At 51.1% G+C, this 17,311-nt stretch carries 17 protein-coding genes; 4 read left to right on the plus strand and 13 right to left on the minus strand.

The features are described from left to right. Window positions 1–5 precede the first annotated feature (5 nt). The 4 genes from DUE52_RS12265 to DUE52_RS12280 all read right to left on the minus strand — a co-directional run bounded on the left by DUE52_RS12265 (window position 6) and on the right by DUE52_RS12280 (window position 4,073). On the minus strand, window positions 6–1,421 hold the full coding sequence (locus tag DUE52_RS12265; protein ID WP_114406313.1) for an inorganic phosphate transporter: 1,416 nt from the start codon (window positions 1,419–1,421) through the stop codon (window positions 6–8). A 404-nt stretch (window positions 1,422–1,825) separates the two neighbouring features. Next, window positions 1,826–2,881: a dual-specificity RNA methyltransferase RlmN gene (gene rlmN, locus DUE52_RS12270; RefSeq protein WP_114406314.1), complete on the minus strand. Its 1,056-nt coding sequence runs from the start codon at window positions 2,879–2,881 to the stop codon at window positions 1,826–1,828. Beyond that, entirely contained in the window at window positions 2,878–3,471 is a 594-nt protein-coding gene (locus DUE52_RS12275) for a CvpA family protein (protein ID WP_170315690.1), read from the minus strand. The genes rlmN and DUE52_RS12275 overlap by 4 nt, the downstream gene beginning before the upstream one ends. A gap of 146 nt (window positions 3,472–3,617) precedes the next feature. Then, window positions 3,618–4,073 (minus strand): GatB/YqeY domain-containing protein, encoded by a 456-nt coding sequence (locus DUE52_RS12280; protein WP_114406315.1) that lies wholly within the window; start codon window positions 4,071–4,073, stop codon window positions 3,618–3,620. 138 nt (window positions 4,074–4,211) lie between these two features. On the opposite strand from DUE52_RS12280, the gene DUE52_RS12285 reads away from it, so the two are divergent. Continuing rightward, window positions 4,212–4,925, plus strand: a complete 714-nt coding sequence (locus tag DUE52_RS12285; RefSeq protein ID WP_114406316.1) for a pyridoxine 5'-phosphate synthase — start codon at window positions 4,212–4,214, stop codon at window positions 4,923–4,925. Between the two features lie 87 nt (window positions 4,926–5,012). After that, window positions 5,013–5,396 carry a RidA family protein gene (locus DUE52_RS12290; RefSeq protein WP_170315691.1) on the plus strand — a complete coding sequence of 128 codons (384 nt, stop codon included), beginning with the start codon at window positions 5,013–5,015 and terminating at the stop codon, window positions 5,394–5,396. 95 nt (window positions 5,397–5,491) lie between these two features. Here DUE52_RS12290 and DUE52_RS12295 read toward each other — a convergent pair whose 3' ends face one another. Further along, a complete protein-coding gene (locus DUE52_RS12295) occupies window positions 5,492–6,934 on the minus strand; it encodes a Gfo/Idh/MocA family protein (protein WP_114406317.1) in 1,443 nt (480 codons plus the stop codon). A 45-nt stretch (window positions 6,935–6,979) separates the two neighbouring features. After that, on the minus strand, window positions 6,980–7,276 hold the full coding sequence (locus DUE52_RS12300) for an SCP2 sterol-binding domain-containing protein (protein WP_114406318.1): 297 nt from the start codon (window positions 7,274–7,276) through the stop codon (window positions 6,980–6,982). Window positions 7,277–7,706: 430 nt separating this feature from the next. Here DUE52_RS12300 and DUE52_RS12305 point away from each other — a divergent pair, with 430 nt between their 5' ends. Together DUE52_RS12305 and DUE52_RS12310 are read left to right on the plus strand one after the other, a co-directional pair. Next, window positions 7,707–8,249: an RNA polymerase sigma-70 factor gene (locus DUE52_RS12305; protein WP_114406319.1), complete on the plus strand. Its 543-nt coding sequence runs from the start codon at window positions 7,707–7,709 to the stop codon at window positions 8,247–8,249. A 102-nt stretch (window positions 8,250–8,351) separates the two neighbouring features. Next, on the plus strand, window positions 8,352–9,131 hold the full coding sequence (locus tag DUE52_RS12310) for a FecR domain-containing protein (RefSeq protein WP_165840927.1): 780 nt from the start codon (window positions 8,352–8,354) through the stop codon (window positions 9,129–9,131). A gap of 19 nt (window positions 9,132–9,150) precedes the next feature. Here the strand turns inward: DUE52_RS12310 and DUE52_RS12315 are convergent, their stop codons facing one another. The 7 genes from DUE52_RS12315 to DUE52_RS12345 form a co-directional block, all read right to left on the minus strand. Next, window positions 9,151–9,576, minus strand: a complete 426-nt coding sequence (locus DUE52_RS12315; protein WP_114406321.1) for a T9SS type A sorting domain-containing protein — start codon at window positions 9,574–9,576, stop codon at window positions 9,151–9,153. 143 nt (window positions 9,577–9,719) lie between these two features. Continuing rightward, on the minus strand, window positions 9,720–10,940 hold the full coding sequence (locus DUE52_RS12320) for an acyltransferase family protein (RefSeq protein WP_114406322.1): 1,221 nt from the start codon (window positions 10,938–10,940) through the stop codon (window positions 9,720–9,722). A gap of 91 nt (window positions 10,941–11,031) precedes the next feature. Further along, the gene (locus DUE52_RS12325; RefSeq protein ID WP_114406323.1) at window positions 11,032–12,267 is read right to left on the minus strand and encodes an MFS transporter; all 1,236 of its coding nucleotides are present in this window, start codon (window positions 12,265–12,267) and stop codon (window positions 11,032–11,034) included. A 147-nt stretch (window positions 12,268–12,414) separates the two neighbouring features. Then, complete coding sequence (locus tag DUE52_RS12330) at window positions 12,415–13,680, minus strand: MFS transporter (protein ID WP_114406324.1); 1,266 nt, start codon at window positions 13,678–13,680, stop codon at window positions 12,415–12,417. Window positions 13,681–13,781: 101 nt separating this feature from the next. After that, entirely contained in the window at window positions 13,782–14,672 is an 891-nt protein-coding gene (locus tag DUE52_RS12335) for a hypothetical protein (RefSeq protein ID WP_114406325.1), read from the minus strand. Window positions 14,673–14,730: 58 nt separating this feature from the next. Then, window positions 14,731–16,680, minus strand: coding sequence for a M1 family metallopeptidase (locus tag DUE52_RS12340; protein WP_114406326.1), 1,950 nt, complete (start codon window positions 16,678–16,680; stop codon window positions 14,731–14,733). A gap of 46 nt (window positions 16,681–16,726) precedes the next feature. Next, window positions 16,727–17,263 carry a DUF2911 domain-containing protein gene (locus DUE52_RS12345; protein ID WP_114406327.1) on the minus strand — a complete coding sequence of 179 codons (537 nt, stop codon included), beginning with the start codon at window positions 17,261–17,263 and terminating at the stop codon, window positions 16,727–16,729. Between the last annotated feature and the right edge of the window lie 48 nt (window positions 17,264–17,311).

Consider the following 17,311-nt stretch of genomic DNA (forward strand, 5'->3'; position numbering starts at 1 on the left):
ATACGTTAATCCAAAATCCAGCGGAAAAGCAGATAAAGGGTGAACGACAGCGTCACGGAAACCGGCAATGTCATCAGCCAGGCGAGGGCGATGTTCCGAACGGTTCCGCCCTGCAGGTTTTTGATCCCTTTGCTGGCCACCATACTCCCGGCAATCCCCGACGACAGCATGTGGGTCGTGCTGACCGGTGCTTTGTAAAGCGTAGCGAGGGCGATGGTCGTCGCGGCTACCAACTCCGCCGAAGCACCCTGCGCGTAGGTAAGATGCTGTTTCCCGATTTTCTCGCCGATCGTGACCACAATCCGTTTCCAGCCTACCATCGTACCCAGGCCGAGCGACAGGGCGATCATCAGAATGACCCAAAACGGTGCGTAGTCCGTAAACCGGCGTAAGCCCACTTTCTCGTTCAGGTTCGTCGTCAGCGTGTTGATGTCCGTTGCACTCAGGTCGACATCTTCACTTTCCATCAACTTTTTGACATTGTTGTTGATCAGCAGCAAGTCCCGGCGAATCTGCAACCGCTCTTCGGCCCTGAACTTCCCATCCACCAGCGGAAGGCTGATTACGCGCTGCAAATCAACAATCTCTGCTTTTGTTCCGGCCACCCGGCCCCGATCGGTGTCGGACAGCCCCGTGGTATCAATTTTGTTGACGATTTGTGAAATCTGCACCAGATTGCCACGCATCGTGGTCGGATCGATGGTGTTGTTGAGGGCAAAATAAGCCGGGGTAATCCCAATCAGAATCAGCATAATCAGCCCGACGCCTTTCTGCCCGTCGTTCGACCCGTGGAAAAAACTAACGCCCGTGCAGGTAATGATCAGAATGGAGCGAATCCAGGTCGGCGGGGGCGTATTTTTCTTGGGTTCCTTAAAAAGGTCTTTGTTGCTAACCAACCGGCGCAACAGAAACATCAGGATAATGGCGAGGCTAAAACCGATCAACGGAGAAAGCAGCAGGGCCTTCCCGATTTTCGTCGCTTCTTCCCAGTTGACCCCTCCCGGTTCACCCGCCCGACCCATCGTTGAAAAAGCCAGTCCAACGCCCAGAATCGAGCCAATCAGGGTATGCGAACTTGAGCTGGGCAGACCAAAATACCAAGTCCCCAAGTTCCAGATAATGGCACTGAACAGGAGTGCCAAAACCATCGCAATGCTGTGATACACATTCTGATCGACCAGCAATTCGACGGGCAAGAGATTGACAATTCCCATGGCCACGCCAATACCGCCCAGCAACACACCTATAAAGTTCCAGATGCCCGACCAGACCACGGCTACATTGGGTTTCAGGGAGTTTGTGTAAATAACCGTAGCAACGGCATTGGCCGTATCGTGAAATCCATTGACAAATTCAAAAGCGCAGGCAGCGAAGAGACAAAGTGCGAGGAGGATAAAAATATCCGTTTCTAATCCGAACATGCAGATACAAGTCTGTGAAACTGAGTCTTAGTAAAAAACTCAACAAATCAATTTGGCTCAAAAGTACGGTAAACTTTTGATCGCAATGTTAACTAAATGTTAAGCAATACACCTGCCAGGTTTTGAAAACCTGGCAGGTCTGGCTAAAGTGATAACCTTCATTGAAATCGCAAAACCTGACAGGTATGAGTAAGTTAACGCAAACTGTGAGATGACTGACCCCAGAGGGGTCCGATGTTAATAGCAAATCGGTATTCTAAGAGTTCCAGGCGTGCCGGAGGTACGCAACTCAGCCTATATCGCGTACCTCCGGCACGCCTGGAACTCTTAGAATACCGATTTGCTATTAACATTACGTGCCGCTGGCACTTAAGCAAGGGCATCATCTCATAGTTGGCGTTAAGTTACTGCTTCCCGGCCAATTGCCCGCAGGCAGCATCAATGTCTTTGCCCCGGCTCCGGCGAATGTTGACGATGACACCCCGGTCTTCCAGAAAACCGGCAAACCGGTCGAGCGTCTGGGGGTCGGTATTTTTATAATCGGCTTCGGCGATCGGGTTGTATTCGATGATGTTGACTTTCGCCGGCACTTTCTTCGTAAACTGCCACAGTTCTTTGGCGTCCTCCAGCGTATCGTTGACGTTGTTGAAAACGATGTATTCAAACGTAACCCGCGTACCGGTTTTCTGGTAGAAATAGGTCAGCGCTTCGGCCAGTGCGGGCAGCGAATTGCTCTCGTTGATGGGCATAATCTGGTTGCGCTTTTCGTCGTTGGCGGCATGAAGCGAAAGCGCCAGGTTGAATTTCACCTGATCGTCCCCCAGTTTTTTAATCATTTTGGCAATCCCGGCGGTCGAAACCGTAATCCGTTTGGCCGCCATGCCCAGGCCGTTGGGCGACGTAATCCGCTCGACCGACTCCAGCATGTTGGCGTAGTTCAGCAGCGGCTCGCCCATGCCCATATACACAATGTTGGTCAGACCGGTTCCGTAGGCTTCTTTCGCCTGCTGGTCAATGGCCACCACCTGATCTACCATTTCGCTGGCTTCCAGATTGCGTTTGCGGTCCATGTAGCCCGTTGCGCAGAATTTGCAGGTTAGCGAACACCCCACCTGCGACGAAATACAGGCCGTCATGCGGTCGTCCTCGCTTTTCCGCAACGACGGAATCAGCACGCCCTCCACCAGATTACCGTCGAAAAGCCGGAACGACGATTTGATGGTACCGTCGGCACTTTGCTGCTGTTTCGAAACCGCCAGCGTCCGCACCTCAAAATGTTCCACCAGCAATTGCCGCGTTTTCAGCGACAGGTTGGTCATTTCCTCAAACGTCCGTACCGAATGTTTCCAGAGCCATTCCTGAATCTGTTTCGCCCGAAAACCCTGCTCACCGTGGCTGGTCAGCCAGGTTTTCAGTTGGTCGTCGCTGAGTTTGCGTATATCCTGCTTCGTCGTAATCATCCTTTTTTATGCGGTCTTTCCACGCCAGAGTCCTCCGAATTGGTGTTGCCGTCGGACCAGTTGCGTGAAAATTCTTCCTTTTGTTTTCGAATCCAGTTCGTTCCTACGGGAATCCAGCCGGAGGTTACATCCATCACGATGGGCGCGATGGGTTTTACAACCGGATACAGATACGTTTCCTGCGTGTGTTTCACGGGCATACGGATTCCCATCCACGTTAACAACCAGAGCATTACACTAATTCCGAAAACCCAGGTAAAAATTCCGACGGCCGCTCCGGCCAAACTGTCGAACGTACCCAGAAGCGTGTATCTGAGCGACTGGCGCAGGGAAAAACCGATGCGGTTGATCAGAAAAACGGTCGGAAAAAAAATAATGGAAAAGCCGAGCCACGGCAACAACCGCCGGGCCACTTCCATGCTGATGTACGGCGCCAGCAAGTCGATGCCAAAACCCAGAAATTTAAATCCCACAATCATCGCCACGATAAACGCCACAATGGCCACAATTTCTACCAGCAAACCCTTGCGGTAGCCATTGAACGCGCCATACAGCAACGTAATCAGGATGATGATATCGAGGATTTTCAAGTTTTAAATGATTGGATGGTTTTGGTGGTTGAATGGTTGAAAATGGTTGGATGCTTGAAAAATGGTTGGATGGCTCGTCTTAATTTTAACCATTTAACCATTTTTCAACCATATAACCATTCAACCATTCTTAACCATTCAACCATTTAAGCAGTAAGCAAATTCTTTACCAAAGCTGAAATGGCTTTTCCTTCGGCCTGACCGGCCAGTTCTTTGGTGGCCACGCCCATTACTTTACCCAGATCCGACGGCCCGGTGGCACCAACGCGGGCGATGATGTCCTGCACGCGGGTTCTCAGTTCGGCTTCCGAAAGCTGTTGGGGTAAATAATGTTCGATGATGGCGATTTCTGCCAGTTCAGCCTGCAAAAGATCGTCGCGGCCCTGCGTGCGGTAAATATCGGCTGAATCCCGCCGTTGTTTCACGGCTTTGGTCAGCAGTTTCAGTTCATCTTCGGGCTTGATGTCGCCCCCGGCCGAACCGTCTTTGGTTTCTTCCAGTAAAATCAGCGACTTAATCGCCCGCAAAGCCCGCAACCGATCCTGCTCTCTGGCTTTCATAGCCTCCTTGATGTCAGCATCAATTTGTTGTTTCAGCGCCATAATGTCAGTTAAAAATGTAAAAGTTATGAGTTAAGAGTTACTTTAACTCCGGAACCAATGACTGTTTGGCAAAGTTACGAAAACAGGATGGGCTTGTTTGCACCTCATAACTCTTAACTCATAACTCTTCACTAAAAAATGACTCGTTTGAGTGTTAATATCAATAAAATTGCCACGTTGCGGAATTCACGGGGTGGCAATAACCCGAATGTGGTCAATGTGGCCCTCGATTGCGAACGATTCGGAGCGCAGGGCATCACGGTTCATCCACGCCCCGACGAACGGCACATCCGCTACAACGATGTGTTGCAGTTAAAAGAGGTAGTCACGACCGAGTTTAACATTGAAGGCAATCCCGATGAGCGGTTTATTGAACTGGTGACGCGCGTCCGGCCCGAGCAGGTGACGCTTGTTCCCGATGCGGTCGACGCCATTACGTCCAACGCGGGCTGGAATACGGTTTTGCACCGGGATTACCTGACGGATCTGGTTAAGCAGTTTAAAGACCTGGGAATCCGGGTTTCGATCTTCGTGGATGCCGATGAGCAGATGGTGCAGGGGGCCAAAGAAGTCGGTACCGACCGGATCGAATTGTATACTGAACCCTATGCGGCTCACTACGCCGAAAACCGGGAAGCCGCCATCGCGCCCTTTATTCAGGCGGCCAAACTCGCCAATGAGCTGGGATTGGGGCTCAACGCGGGTCACGACCTAAGTCTGGAAAACCTGCGGTATTTTCACCAGAACGTCCCCGGTTTGCTCGAAGTATCCATCGGTCACGCGCTCATCAGCGACGCGCTGTATCTGGGCCTGGAAAACACCATTCAATTGTATTTAAAAGAACTGGAATAAAGAGGATAGACAAGAGAATAAAGACAAAATGCTGGTAGCCAGTTTCGTATGTCTTTACTCTCTTGTCTCGCTTCTCTTGTCTACACCATGATTTCATCCGTCGAAACCCCCAATGCTCCGCTTCCTGCCGGGCATTATGCCCAGGCCACGGTCTGGAACGACCTGATTTTCGTATCCGGTCAGTTGCCCATCCATCCCGTCACGAAGGAAAAATTTACCGGTCCGATCGACGTACAAACCCGGCAGGTGCTGGAAAATGTCAAAGCCATTCTGGAAGCCGCCGGGAGCGATTTGGCCCACGTCCTGAAAACGACGGTTTACATCGCCGACATTTCCCTCTGGGATCAGGTCAACGGTGTTTACGCGGATTTTTTCGGTGACCACAAACCCGCCCGCGCCGTGGTGCCCACAAAGGAACTGCACTACGGTTTTCTGATCGAGATTGAAGCCGTAGCTGTGCGGACACCCTGAGAGCGGTCGAAGCCCCTGTCAGCGTTGGTTGGTTATTTCAAAGCTAATCATCTATCTCTTCACCGCTGACAGGGCCTCCGACCGCTGTCAGGGTGTTATAAGGAATAACTACCCCTGTATTGCCGTTTTACAAACTGGTTGGCGTAATCGAAGTTGGTAATTTTCATGTTCACGCCGTCCCACAACAGCTTCTTGCGACCCGGGAAAGTGAAGCCTCCACCGGTTTTCGGTTCCCGGTACAAATAACTACGCGTGGCCAGATTCCCCATCAGGACGGTTTCGGTCAGCGGACCGGATTCATCGAACGACGAACTGGTGTACGCCCCGTAGCCCTGCTTACAGGCTTTGACCCACTGCTGCTGATGGCCGTCGGTTTTGCCCTCGACCAACGGTTTTTCGGCATCCGGCATTTTTTTATCGCCAAATTTTTCTTCCGGAAACAAACGCGGGTTGTTCCCGAACAACTCGGCAACCAGAATGCCTTTGCTGCCGATGAACATCATGCCGCCGTCGATGTTCGTAAATACCTTCTCGTACGGAATGCCGTCCGGTACTTGCGGGCGAATCCCGCCGTCATACCACGAAAACTTGATTTCTTTCACCTTTTTGTCGTCCGACGGAAAGGTCAGGTGAATGGCCGATGAAGGTGGACAAACATCGTCGTAAAACGCTTCTTTGAAGAAATCGGAATAGACCGAACCCACGCTACACTCCACCGAAGTCGGGTATTTCAGTTTCAACGCCCGAAACGGCACATCCATGAAGTGGCAACCCATGTCGCCAAGTGCGCCCGTACCGAAGTCCCAATAGCCCCGCCAGCGGGTCGGCATGTAGGCTTCGTGGTAGTCGCGGGCGGGGGCCGTGCCGAGCCACAAATCCCAGTCGACCTCCGACGGAACCGGCTGCGACTCACCTTTGTCTTTCGGCGACCGAACGCCCTGAGGCCACACCGGGCGGTTGGTCCAGCAGTTGACGGTATGAACGTGCCCAATAACCCCTTTCTGAATCCAGGTTTCTATTTTTCGCGTATCGTCACCGCTGCTGCCCTGATTGCCCATTTGCGTCACGACCTTGTATTTCCGGGCCGCTTCGGTCAGCATTCGGGCCTCGTAAATGTCGTGCGTGAGCGGTTTTTCGCAATAAACGTGCTTGCCCAACTGCATGGCGGCCATCGCAATCGGCGCGTGCATGTGGTCGGGTGTCGAGATAATCACGGCTTCGAAATTCTTCGCTTCCTTGTCGAATAATTGGCGGTAATCTTTGAAATACGGTGCCTTGGGAAACTGGGCACGGAACTTCTTTGCCTGCCGGTCGTCGACATCGCACAGCGCGACCATGTTGTCCGAGCCGTTGTTATAGGCCATTCGAATGTTTACATCCGCTTTACCACCGCAACCCACGGCCGCGATGTTGAGCTTATCGCTGGGAGCCGTAAAGCCGGCCCCACCCAGCACGTGACGGGGCACAATCGTAAAACCGGCGGCAGCCAGGGCACTACCCTGAATGAATTTCCGGCGGGAAAGGGAGGTGAATTTCATACGGGTTTAGGTTTAGGGATTGAAAAAGGGAGAGCGACCGAGCCGTTAGCTCAGTTTTTGACCAATTTTCATGGCCAGACCCATATCGCCCTGAACTTTGAGTTTACCAAACATAAACGCGGTCATGGGGTTCAGATCGCCGGTGCCTAATTTTTGTAAATCACTCAGTGACACCTTGATCGTGCAATCCGCGTCGGTGTCTTCGTTGGAAACAACGGCGGGCACCTGCCGACCGTCGATGTAGATAACCCCCTGATCGGTAGCCAGTTTAACGGTGGCATCTAACCCACTGTCGGTACCGATGCGTTGCCGGATCTGATCCGTAAATTCCTGTAAATTCATGCGTGTGGTTCGTTTATGACTCGAAATAGGACAAAAACCGCTAAAACTAGGCGGTTTTTTCGGTAAAAGTAGAAACAATACCGAAATTTTTAGTAAGTTCAAACCTGTTAATCACGCCCTGAACTAATCTGAATTTCTCTGCACTGATGGAACGACCCTCCACAGCAACGGTTTATTTAACGGTAAACCCATTTTCTGCAATTCTGACAATTCTGTGTATCTTTACCCTCTCAATCTGTCCGATCAGAATAGATAATAACCTCCCCGTGTTTTCACCGATGGCAGGTACTACTTTGGTCTGCCGGGAGATTCTCACTAACGCCAGAGCGCAAATCCGTGACCAGAGCATTCGGAGTTTGTTGACGAACCAGTGGAGTTCTGCGTCTGATAACTAAGAACAATCAGGCTGCTATAAAAAACGTGTATTAGGATGCAAGCTGAACAAACCCTACTCCGACAACTACGGAACGCCGACCCAACAGCCTTCAGGCGGGTCTACGACCGGTATGTTCAACGGATCTATTATTTTACAGTAAGCTTTCTAAAATCACCGGAAACCGCTCAACAGATTGTGCGTGACGTCTTTACCACGCTCTGGGAACGACGCAGTACGCTCGATGAAGACATTCCCCTGAACGGGTATTTGTTTACCATGACCTACGGACTGGTACTTTCGGCTTTTCGCGAACGGCACAGCCAGTGCCAGCCGCAGGAAATTTTGCAGCGACTGACCACGCAGTCCGGCACCGATACCGAGGAGCAAGTGCTGTATCAGGAACTGGAATTGCTGTATCAACAGGCCGTTGGGCAGCTTCCCCCGCGTCGGCGTGAAATCTACTTGCTCAGCCGTCACGAGGGATATACGTCGCAGCAAATCGCGGATCGCATGAACCTCTCCACCCGAACGATCGAAGATCATCTGGCCCAGGCTTACGACACATTGGGCAGTTATTTTCAAAGACATACCTATTAAATGAGTGAATGAGCGAATGAGTGAATGAATGAACAACAAAGCAGGATCTTTGATCTATTCACTCATTCACTCATTCACTCATTCACTCATTCTATCATTAGAATGGAGGAATTGCTGGTTAAATACGTCCGGAATGAATGCAGCCCTGAAGAAGAGCAGTGGGTCATTGGCTGGTTGCAGAACCCGGACAACGAATCACGCTTGCGCGGATTGATGCGGAAACAATGGAGCAATCCGTCGGTTTCCGGGGTTGAATCGCCCGACTGGCAGCAGATGTGGATGGGTATTGCCCGACAAACCAAAGACCTGCCCATGGAATCGGAACCTCCTCTATACCGTACGGTATGGCGTCAGATTGCCCGCATTGCAATCTGGATTGGGTGTATTATTGCTTTTGGACTCGGCATCCGGTTCCTGCGGGAGGCCCAGTTGCCCGCCGACGTCATCTACCAGTCCGGAGCCGATCAATCCATGCGGGTGGAATTAACGGATCATTCGTCTGTCATCCTCAATAAAAACTCAACCTTAACGGTTTCTTCCGACTGGTCAGGGCCAAACCGCAGCATCTGGCTCGATGGCGAAGCGATTGTTGATGTGGCAGAACAGCCCATCGGGTTCCGGTTGCTGATTCATACCGCCGACCACGTAGTGACCGAAGCGCAAAAAGCCCGGATTTTCGTAGCCCGAAAAGACAAAAAAGTGCGGGTCGTGGTGGAACACGGGCTGGCCAACTTCGTCATTCACTATTCAGGCATGCTGGGCGAAATGAAGAAATATGCCCTGCAACGGGGCGGCATGGCCGAATACGACGAGAAATCAACCCAACTGATCCGACGTCAGGTTAACCCGCTGACCTATACCTCCTGGGCACAGCCTGAATGAGTGAATGATCGAATAATTACTACATCCCCGTCTGCGGCTCAATAACCGGCACGACCGTCAGCAACCGTTGCGTTGAACGCTGCTCAATTCCGGACGACTTTACTTGAAAAACTTTTTCGATCGTTTCATCGCCGTTGGTGATCTGGAACGTGTAAGCTCCGTCGGCCATCGCACTCATGTCAAACCGCTGGCGGTATTTATCCAGATTCCGGGGCATGGTTTCCGCAAAGAGGATCCGGTTGTTCTGATCGCGTAACCGAACAATAATTTTACTTTTGGGATCATTCTTTTGGACAGTTAACCACAATTTCAGCGGGTTAGCCGACGGATAGGTGGCGGCCAAAAAGGGCTCGTCTTCGGTAGTAGTTTGAGCGAAGGAGGACGGACCGACCAGGAGGAGTGCACCCAGCAGAAGGGCACCAAAGGGGCGAATGAGCTTTTTCATGTGTGTTCGTATTTGTTGCTTACTGTTCAATTGCAGACCAAAGACAACACCACACGCAGGTCGGCACCGACGGCCGGGAAAAACGGCAGAAAAAAAGGATGAGTGGTTGTGAATCGGGAAGAACCGTCGAAAAAGCCCGGAGCTTACTTGATTACCGGCACTTCAAAGGCTGAAACCGTCGCACGACGATCCGTGGAAGCCCCCACCATAAACCGGTCTTTCAGACGCAGGAAAGGTTTCTCAAAGTAGGTATAGGAAAGGTATGACAACAGAATCGTGAGCAAGATTATCAACGCATACGCCTGCAAATTAAATGTGACAGAATGGAGAAGCTCGGGATTGGAACTCCGACCGGCAAGCAGATTAAGAACCAGAGTAATCGCAACCGGATGATAGATGTATAGTCCGTACGAAATGCTTCCCATGAACTTCATCAACGGATTTTCAAACTGCACAATGGATTGCGGATTAGACGCCAGATTGATCAACAAAAAACAAAAGAATACCGCGTAAAATTCATAATTAATTCCCGGCACCCGGAAACCCGTTGCTATAAAAGCAGCCAGAAATAAATACATGATAATCTGAACTGATTTTCGATGTAAAACTTCTAAAACCGGGTGGTTTTTAAAAACTAAATAAGCGCCTAATCCACCAATGGCCATGCAGCCAATTCTGAATTGTGCCATGAACATCGATACAAAAAATAAAACCGGATGGGTCTGTTCTTTGGCAATGTGATACGGATTAAGAACGAACCGGAAATAGAAAAAAATCCCCGCTAAAACAAGGCCAACTGTCCCGATTATAACCAATGTTCTTTTGAAATGACGGCTCAGTAGTAGCCAGGGCCAGAACAAATAAAACTGCTCTTCAACCCCAATCGACCAAACGTGTCCGGAGAGTGGCATGGGCTCATAAAGTCCCACGACGAGGTTGGGCAGCACGAGCAGATAGAGCGTTAATTTCTCGTAAAAGTGATGAAAAGTGGTCTCTGACCAGATCGGCATTTGAAGAATCCCGATCGTGGGAAAAACGAAGAAGCTGAGCAGAACGATCAGGAAGTAGAGCGGCCAGATGCGAAGCATCCGTCGAATGTAGAATTTTGCAATATCGACCGTACCGGTTTTCTGTTTTTCAGCCAGTAGTAAATAGGTAATTAAAAAACCACTCAGGACAAAGAATAGAGCGACGCCAAATTTGCCAAGTTGGTAAATGATCGGCCGGTCATTTAAATTATCGATGTGAAGAAAAAAAATCGATTTATATTCTTCAATATGATGAATAATGACAGCAGAAGCGGCAATAAAACGAATACCATTAAACCCCTTGAAGTAAACGGAATCGGTCTTAACAGGAAGCATACGGAGAACAGAGTAGAGCGTATATTACATAGATAATCCAGTTAATCGTAAATATATTATTTATATAGATAATTTATAGAATGCGACGGTATTAATCTTCAATGTAGTTTAAATCCTTACCATATGTTTCATCTAATGTTAATAAAGACCAGAAACTAATGATAAAACAAAGCAATCCAACCAGGGCGGCTGCGCCGATCACGCCAATCGAAAGTTTGAGCGTTTGAAAGAGTGGAATGGTTAACAATGTAGTAGCCCGGACGTTGTTTGCAATGGAGGTTGTAGCGGTGGCGCGCAAGTTGGTGCCAAAATGTTCGGCCGAAACGGTTAAAAACAGGGCGATGTAGCCAATCGAGAATCCCAGACCTACGCAAACGGCATAAAACAGCGGGACGGACGAAATACTGCCAAAGAGATAAATGCCTACGAACACGAGATTCATTGTCATCAACGCCCCAATAGCCCGTCGGCGGGACCGAAACCACTGGCTCAGGGCACCGCTGATTAAATCGCCTACCGCCATACCAATATATGTAAACATGACGGTTCGGCCCGGCGTGATGGGCTCGGCAATGCCCAGGGCTTTCCCGAACTCGTTGCTGAAGGTGGCCAGAATGCCGATTACAAAGTAGGTCGGAACGGCCAGCCCCATACACCGCAGGTAGGTCAGAAAGCGTTTTTGGTTAGAGAACAGCGACCAGAAATTACCACGCCGGACAGTTTGCTCCTTGATTTTGAGAAACATTCCCGACTCGAAAACCGACACGCGCAACAGCAACAATAGCAAGCCCAGGCCACCCCCGATGAAATACGTGGTGCGCCAGTCGAACAGCACGACGGTGAAATACGCCACCACGGCCCCAAAAAGGCCCACACCCGCGATCAGCGAGGTGCCGTAGCCACGGAGTTCTTTCGGCAGGATTTCGGACACGAGCGTAATGCCCGCGCCCAGTTCGCCGGCCAGCCCCAGCCCGGCCACAAAACGCAAAACCGCATACGTATCTGCGTCCTGCACAAAACCGCAGGCGATGTTGGCGAGTGAATAGGTAATGATGGAGCCGAAGAGTACCGAAAGCCGCCCGCGTTTATCACCCAGAACGCCCCAGAAAACACCGCCCAGCAACAACCCGGCCTGTTGCCAGTTCAAAACCGTTCCCCCGATAACCGACACCTGTTTTTCGTCGAGCCCCAAATCTTTCAGACTCGGCACCCGAACGATGTTGAACAGCAACAGATCGTAGACATCCACGAAATAGCCCAAAGCGGCCACAATAACCGGTAACGTAAACAGCGGGCGGTAGGTTACGGAAGGCGAAGAAGAAGTCATGCCAGAGGAAGAAGGAGAATGGTTTAACTTTAAAAGAATGATAAATGTAAAATGAGTAACGTTAAATGTAAAAGTTCTTCAGGATTACCAGCCTACTTTTACATTTAGCGTTACTCATTTTACATTTATCATTTCGTTTCTTCTCCTTTATTCTTCCAAATAATTAAGATCTTTCCCGTGCGTTTCGGGAATGGTCAGGATGGAGTAGAAGCCGATCGCAAAGCTGATGATTCCAACGGCCACTCCGGCATTGACGATGTCGAGAGACGGTTTGAGGTATGCGTACAGGCTGGTCATCAGAATAACCGTTCCGCGTACCATGTTCGGCACGGTGGTGGCGGCAGTGGCCCGGAGATTCGTCCCGAATTGTTCCGCGCCGATGGTGACAAACATGGCCCAGTAGCCGATGCCGAAGCCCATCGCCAGAAAATACATGTAGAGTCCCATGACGGTTTTGGGTGCCACATACACGTAAATCAGACTGACAACCAAGGTAAAGCCCATCAACAGTGAAACCGCCTGCTTGCGCGATTTGAGGCCCTGACTGATGACACCACTCGCCAGGTCACCAATGGCCAGACCGATGTAACACCACATGATGGTCAGACCCGGTTTGACCGGCTCAGCGATGCCAAATGCCAGACCAAACTCGTTGCTGAACGTGGCCAGAATACCGATTACAAACCAGGTTGGCAGACCGATGCCGATGCATTTCATGTATTTCGAAAACCGCTCCCAGTTGGTGAAAAATGCGAAGAAATTGCCTTTCTGAACGTGTTTCTGTTCAGATACCTGCGTAAACATGCCGGACTCGATGACCCCGATCCGGAGCAGAAGCAGACCGATTCCCATGGCACCACCGATCAGAAACGCATTTTGCCAGTTGAACAGCTCGACGGTGAAATACGCGACGACCGCACCGAACAACCCGACCCCGGCCACCAGCGACGTACCGATGGCGCGCAGTTGTTTGGGCAGCACTTCGGAAACGAGCGTGATGCCCGCACCCAATTCGCCGGCCAGCCCGACACCCGCCACAAACCGCATCGCTGCGTAATAATCAGTCGGGTCCATGAACGTCACGCGGTCGATGAAACCGCAGGCAATATTGGCAAGTGAATAGGTAATGATGGACCCGAAAAGTACTGAAAGCCGTCCGCGTTTATCGCCCAGAACGCCCCAGAGAATGCCGCCGATGAGCAACCCGCCCATTTGCCAGTTCAGAATGTTGGCCCCAACGCGGGAAATCTGTTCGTCGTTCAACCCCAGATCTTTGAGGCTCGGAACGCGGACAATGCCAAATAGTAACAAATCGTAAATGTCGACAAAGTAGCCCAGTGCAGCGACAATGACCGGAAGGCCAAACAGGGATTTGTACGATACCTTTGGCGGGGGAGGAACTGTAGATTGCATTCGTTTGGTAAAAGGATGTTAGGAAAATAGAATGAATGGCAAGTTACCGATTTAGCCACATTTGACCAACTTATCCGCAAAGGTAGTGCCAACCCGGTGGTTTAAATCGGTTGATACGGAGTCGGTTGCGCTTCGTGGTGGACGATCACCTGCATGGCGGTTGCCAGGGTCCAGACTTTCAGGGCGACTCTTGAAAATATGAAGAGTTGCTGAACGATGAACAGCAGGATAATCGGGAGCCAGCCGCTGGTGACAATCCAGGACTCGATCAGGAAGTAGATAGCAAAACAACCCGCTCCTATACTCATCAGGAGCAGATAATAACCAAAAATTGTTCGAAAATGGGCCAAAAAAAAACGCAATGCCTGACTGAACGCCAGAAATACCCGGGTGTCATCCTGACGGAACAGCAGAATTTTGGCGTAATCCCCCAAACAAATCACCAGCAAAGCGAAGAAGGCAAATACAAAAAAACAGGCCATCAGGAGATAAATCATGCTTTGCTCATTCAGCAGATCGCTCAGGCTGTAGGCCAGCAAGCCGGCGAAAAACATTCCGACAAAAGCCAACGCCAGCAGGATGCCGGCGATGCTGAGAAATAACCGAAAAAACCGCCCGAAGCATTCAACACTGGCCGATAGAAACCAGCTCAGCCGGAACGCCTGCCGGAGGTGTTCGGCCGAGGGTGATACGTACAGCAGCATACCGCCCGAAAAAAACACGCTCAGGATCAGATACAAAACGCCCAGCCAACTCCCGACAGCCAGCAACGGATCGATAGCAGATCCACTGTTTTGCATGAAATCGCTGTAAACCGTATAATCGAAGCTATTCAGTAATTTCAAATACGCCAGGGAAGAACCGGCTTCACTTCGGAGCGTCGCATAGGCCGGAAGTAAGACCAGCAAACCCACTAGAAAATGAACAAAATACACCCACAAAACCATACGCCACGAACGAACGACGACGTGTAAGGCACTAAAAATCACCATTTCGGTTCGATAACAATAGATAAAAGACTAGGGTCGCGTTCATGAGTCCGTGTTAAAATCAAACCAGCCAGGCCAGCCACTGCATCCAGTTCTGCGCCCAGAACATCAGTTTTGCGGCATATTTAGCGGCCGGGCTGGCGGGTGGACGGGTCGTAAAGCTGTTGTTGTTCAGGTTGATATCGATATAAATCTTCTGCTGCGGATCGACTTTCGCCCAGTCGGCGCGGGTTGTCTGCGTCAATGTAAAGGTGTGAGAGCGTGCCTTGCCGTCCCACTGGAGAAGTTCTTCTTTTCCGTTCTCGAAATGCACCAGCACCTCCACCGGCAATTGCGCATCACCTTTTCGGTATACCGTAATGGCAGATCGGTACGTACTCCCCTGCTCCGTGTTGTGTAGGGAGTGCAATTCGTAGTCACAAACCTGGTTGCCGTAAAGTACCTGATCGAAAAACCAGTTCATATCCGGCCCGAACCGGTTGCCCAGCCGTTTCTTAACAACTTCATTCACAATGGCGATGAAGTTATTGGCGTTAGGGTGTTTGAATTGCCACCGATTAAAATACGTCCGCATGATTTCGTCCATCACCGGGCGGCCCACCAGCCCGTCGAGCGTCCGCATCCAGGTGGCGGGTTTGAAGTAGGTCAGTTCGCCATAATAGTCGTCGGGCAGTTGCCAGACATTGCCGAACGAAGGGGCAATCGCCGGATGGTCGAGGTGAACATAGGATGTACGCGACAACTCCAGATTGCCCATCCGGTAGCCGAAGAGATCGATCACCGACGATTTCGGGCCGTAGGTTTCGTCCATGATCCGGCCTTCGTAATACTGGTTGAAGCCCTCGTCCATCCACGCTTCCTCAAATTCGTTGGTCGCCAGCAATTGCATAAAGTACTGATGACCAAACTCATGGATGGTTACCTGTTCCGGTAGCCGCATTCCGGTGGGCATTCCCCAGCTTGTTCCGGCCGTGATAAAGGTGGGATATTCCATTCCCGACGCGCCCAGCGCCCACACGGGCGGGTCCACGATGGTGAGCGTGGCAAACGGATACCGCCCCAGGTGTTTATCAAAATAGGCGAGCGCAACTTTGGCCGCATCGATGTGCCGTTGCGCCTGGCCGGCGTGTTCGGGTTGCATCAGGGCGCGAATCGAAACGTGCCGCCAGCGGTCCTCAAACACTTCAAAATCCGGGGAAGCCGTCCAGGCAAAATCCACCACATCTTCGGCATACCAACGCTGGGTTTTGGTCCCATTCGGATTTCGTCGCTCACTTTTCAACTGGCCCGTCGCACCAACGCGGAAGGATGCCGGTGTTGTCATGGCGACATCGTAGACCCCAAAATCGGCGTAGAACTCCGAATGGGCGTGAAACTGATGACAATTCCATTGGCCCTGGGTGGCATAACGGGTTCCGGCTGGTTCATACACCCCGATCTTGGGAAACCACTGCCCGATCAGAAAAAAATCGCGGCTGTAGCCGGTCCGGGCAAAAATTTTAGGCAATTTGGCCCGAAACGCAATGTCAAGCGTGATGCTTTCGCCGGGCGCAACCGGTTTGCTGAGCAGTACGCGGATCACGGTTTTGTCGTCGGCATTGGCGTCGTCGGGCTGGATAAACCGGTAGTTACCCGTCAGGTTTTCGGCTTCGCCAGAGGCCCCGACACGGGTTTTAATCGACACAATATCGATGGATCCAAACGCTTCCGGGTCGTTTTTATCGATAAATTCACCCCGCAACTGACCACCCGATTCCCGCATGAAGGTCGACTGAGGATTCCGGAAGGCATTCAGGTACAAATGGAATTGCAGGTCACGAATGAACTCGTTCGACGGGTTTTTCCAGACCAGTGTCTCTTTCCCTTCCAGCCGCTTCGTTGCGGTGTTGAGCTCAACCTGAATCTGGTAATTCGCAATTCGCGGACTGAGTGACACGGCAGAAACGGTTTTCTGCGCGTACACACTCCGGCCAAAACAGAAAATACTGAAAACGATTACAAAATAGTTCATCCCCGTTCGGATCCGGTTTCAACGAATTGACCACACAACCCGCTCTCTATTGATTTTCGCGGAGCCGAATCGGCACAATAGCCTCGGTTTGATCCCAGGCCAGCAGCATGTCGCTCCCGCCCGCCTGGGGCGCGAAACTGATGTAGAACTGTTCGGCCACCGCATTGCGCTTCCGGGCCGCCACCGGCACCCGCAAAACGTCTTTGGTCTGGTCGTAACTGGTTCCCCACTGCCCGGTTTCCCGGTTGAAAATAACCATCCAACTGCCTTCGGACGGGATGGTCCAGAGCGAATATTCGCCTTCATCCAGCGGTTGCCCGGCCACGGTGACGTTCTGATCGATCGTAATGATCGTCGCTTCGTTTGCGCCCGTCCGCCATACTTCGCCATAGGGTACCAAACCGCCGAAAATTTTGCGCCCTTTTTTATACGGCTGGCAATATTCTACTTTCACCTGAACGCCATTCTGGTCACTGGTCGCAACCGCTTCCGGGCTGGACGATTTGGTGAACGAGCGAAGTCCGAAGTAACCGATGAGTACTAAAACCGCAAGGCCGCCGACGATCCATAAGACTTTTTTCATAAAACAGGGGTTTTGTTTAGCGAGCAGGAAAGTTATGAAAATTTGTTT

It is taken from the genome of Larkinella punicea (assembly GCF_003334855.1).
GTDB lineage: Bacteria > Bacteroidota > Bacteroidia > Cytophagales > Spirosomataceae > Larkinella > Larkinella punicea.

Coding starts and splice junctions, on each gene's coding strand:
- DUE52_RS12265 (WP_114406313.1), bottom strand. CDS start 1,421: ATGTTCGGATTAGAAACGGATATTTTTATCCTCCTCGCACTTTGTCTC.
- rlmN (WP_114406314.1), bottom strand. CDS start 2,881: ATGATTACGACGAAGCAGGATATACGCAAACTCAGCGACGACCAACTG.
- DUE52_RS12280 (WP_114406315.1), bottom strand. CDS start 4,073: ATGGCGCTGAAACAACAAATTGATGCTGACATCAAGGAGGCTATGAAA.
- DUE52_RS12285 (WP_114406316.1), top strand. CDS start 4,212: ATGACTCGTTTGAGTGTTAATATCAATAAAATTGCCACGTTGCGGAAT.
- DUE52_RS12290 (WP_170315691.1), top strand. CDS start 5,013: ATGATTTCATCCGTCGAAACCCCCAATGCTCCGCTTCCTGCCGGGCAT.
- DUE52_RS12295 (WP_114406317.1), bottom strand. CDS start 6,934: ATGAAATTCACCTCCCTTTCCCGCCGGAAATTCATTCAGGGTAGTGCC.
- DUE52_RS12300 (WP_114406318.1), bottom strand. CDS start 7,276: ATGAATTTACAGGAATTTACGGATCAGATCCGGCAACGCATCGGTACC.
- DUE52_RS12305 (WP_114406319.1), top strand. CDS start 7,707: ATGCAAGCTGAACAAACCCTACTCCGACAACTACGGAACGCCGACCCA.
- DUE52_RS12310 (WP_165840927.1), top strand. CDS start 8,352: ATGGAGGAATTGCTGGTTAAATACGTCCGGAATGAATGCAGCCCTGAA.
- DUE52_RS12315 (WP_114406321.1), bottom strand. CDS start 9,576: ATGAAAAAGCTCATTCGCCCCTTTGGTGCCCTTCTGCTGGGTGCACTC.
- DUE52_RS12320 (WP_114406322.1), bottom strand. CDS start 10,940: ATGCTTCCTGTTAAGACCGATTCCGTTTACTTCAAGGGGTTTAATGGT.
- DUE52_RS12325 (WP_114406323.1), bottom strand. CDS start 12,267: ATGACTTCTTCTTCGCCTTCCGTAACCTACCGCCCGCTGTTTACGTTA.
- DUE52_RS12330 (WP_114406324.1), bottom strand. CDS start 13,680: ATGCAATCTACAGTTCCTCCCCCGCCAAAGGTATCGTACAAATCCCTG.
- DUE52_RS12335 (WP_114406325.1), bottom strand. CDS start 14,672: ATGGTGATTTTTAGTGCCTTACACGTCGTCGTTCGTTCGTGGCGTATG.
- DUE52_RS12340 (WP_114406326.1), bottom strand. CDS start 16,680: ATGAACTATTTTGTAATCGTTTTCAGTATTTTCTGTTTTGGCCGGAGT.
- DUE52_RS12345 (WP_114406327.1), bottom strand. CDS start 17,263: ATGAAAAAAGTCTTATGGATCGTCGGCGGCCTTGCGGTTTTAGTACTC.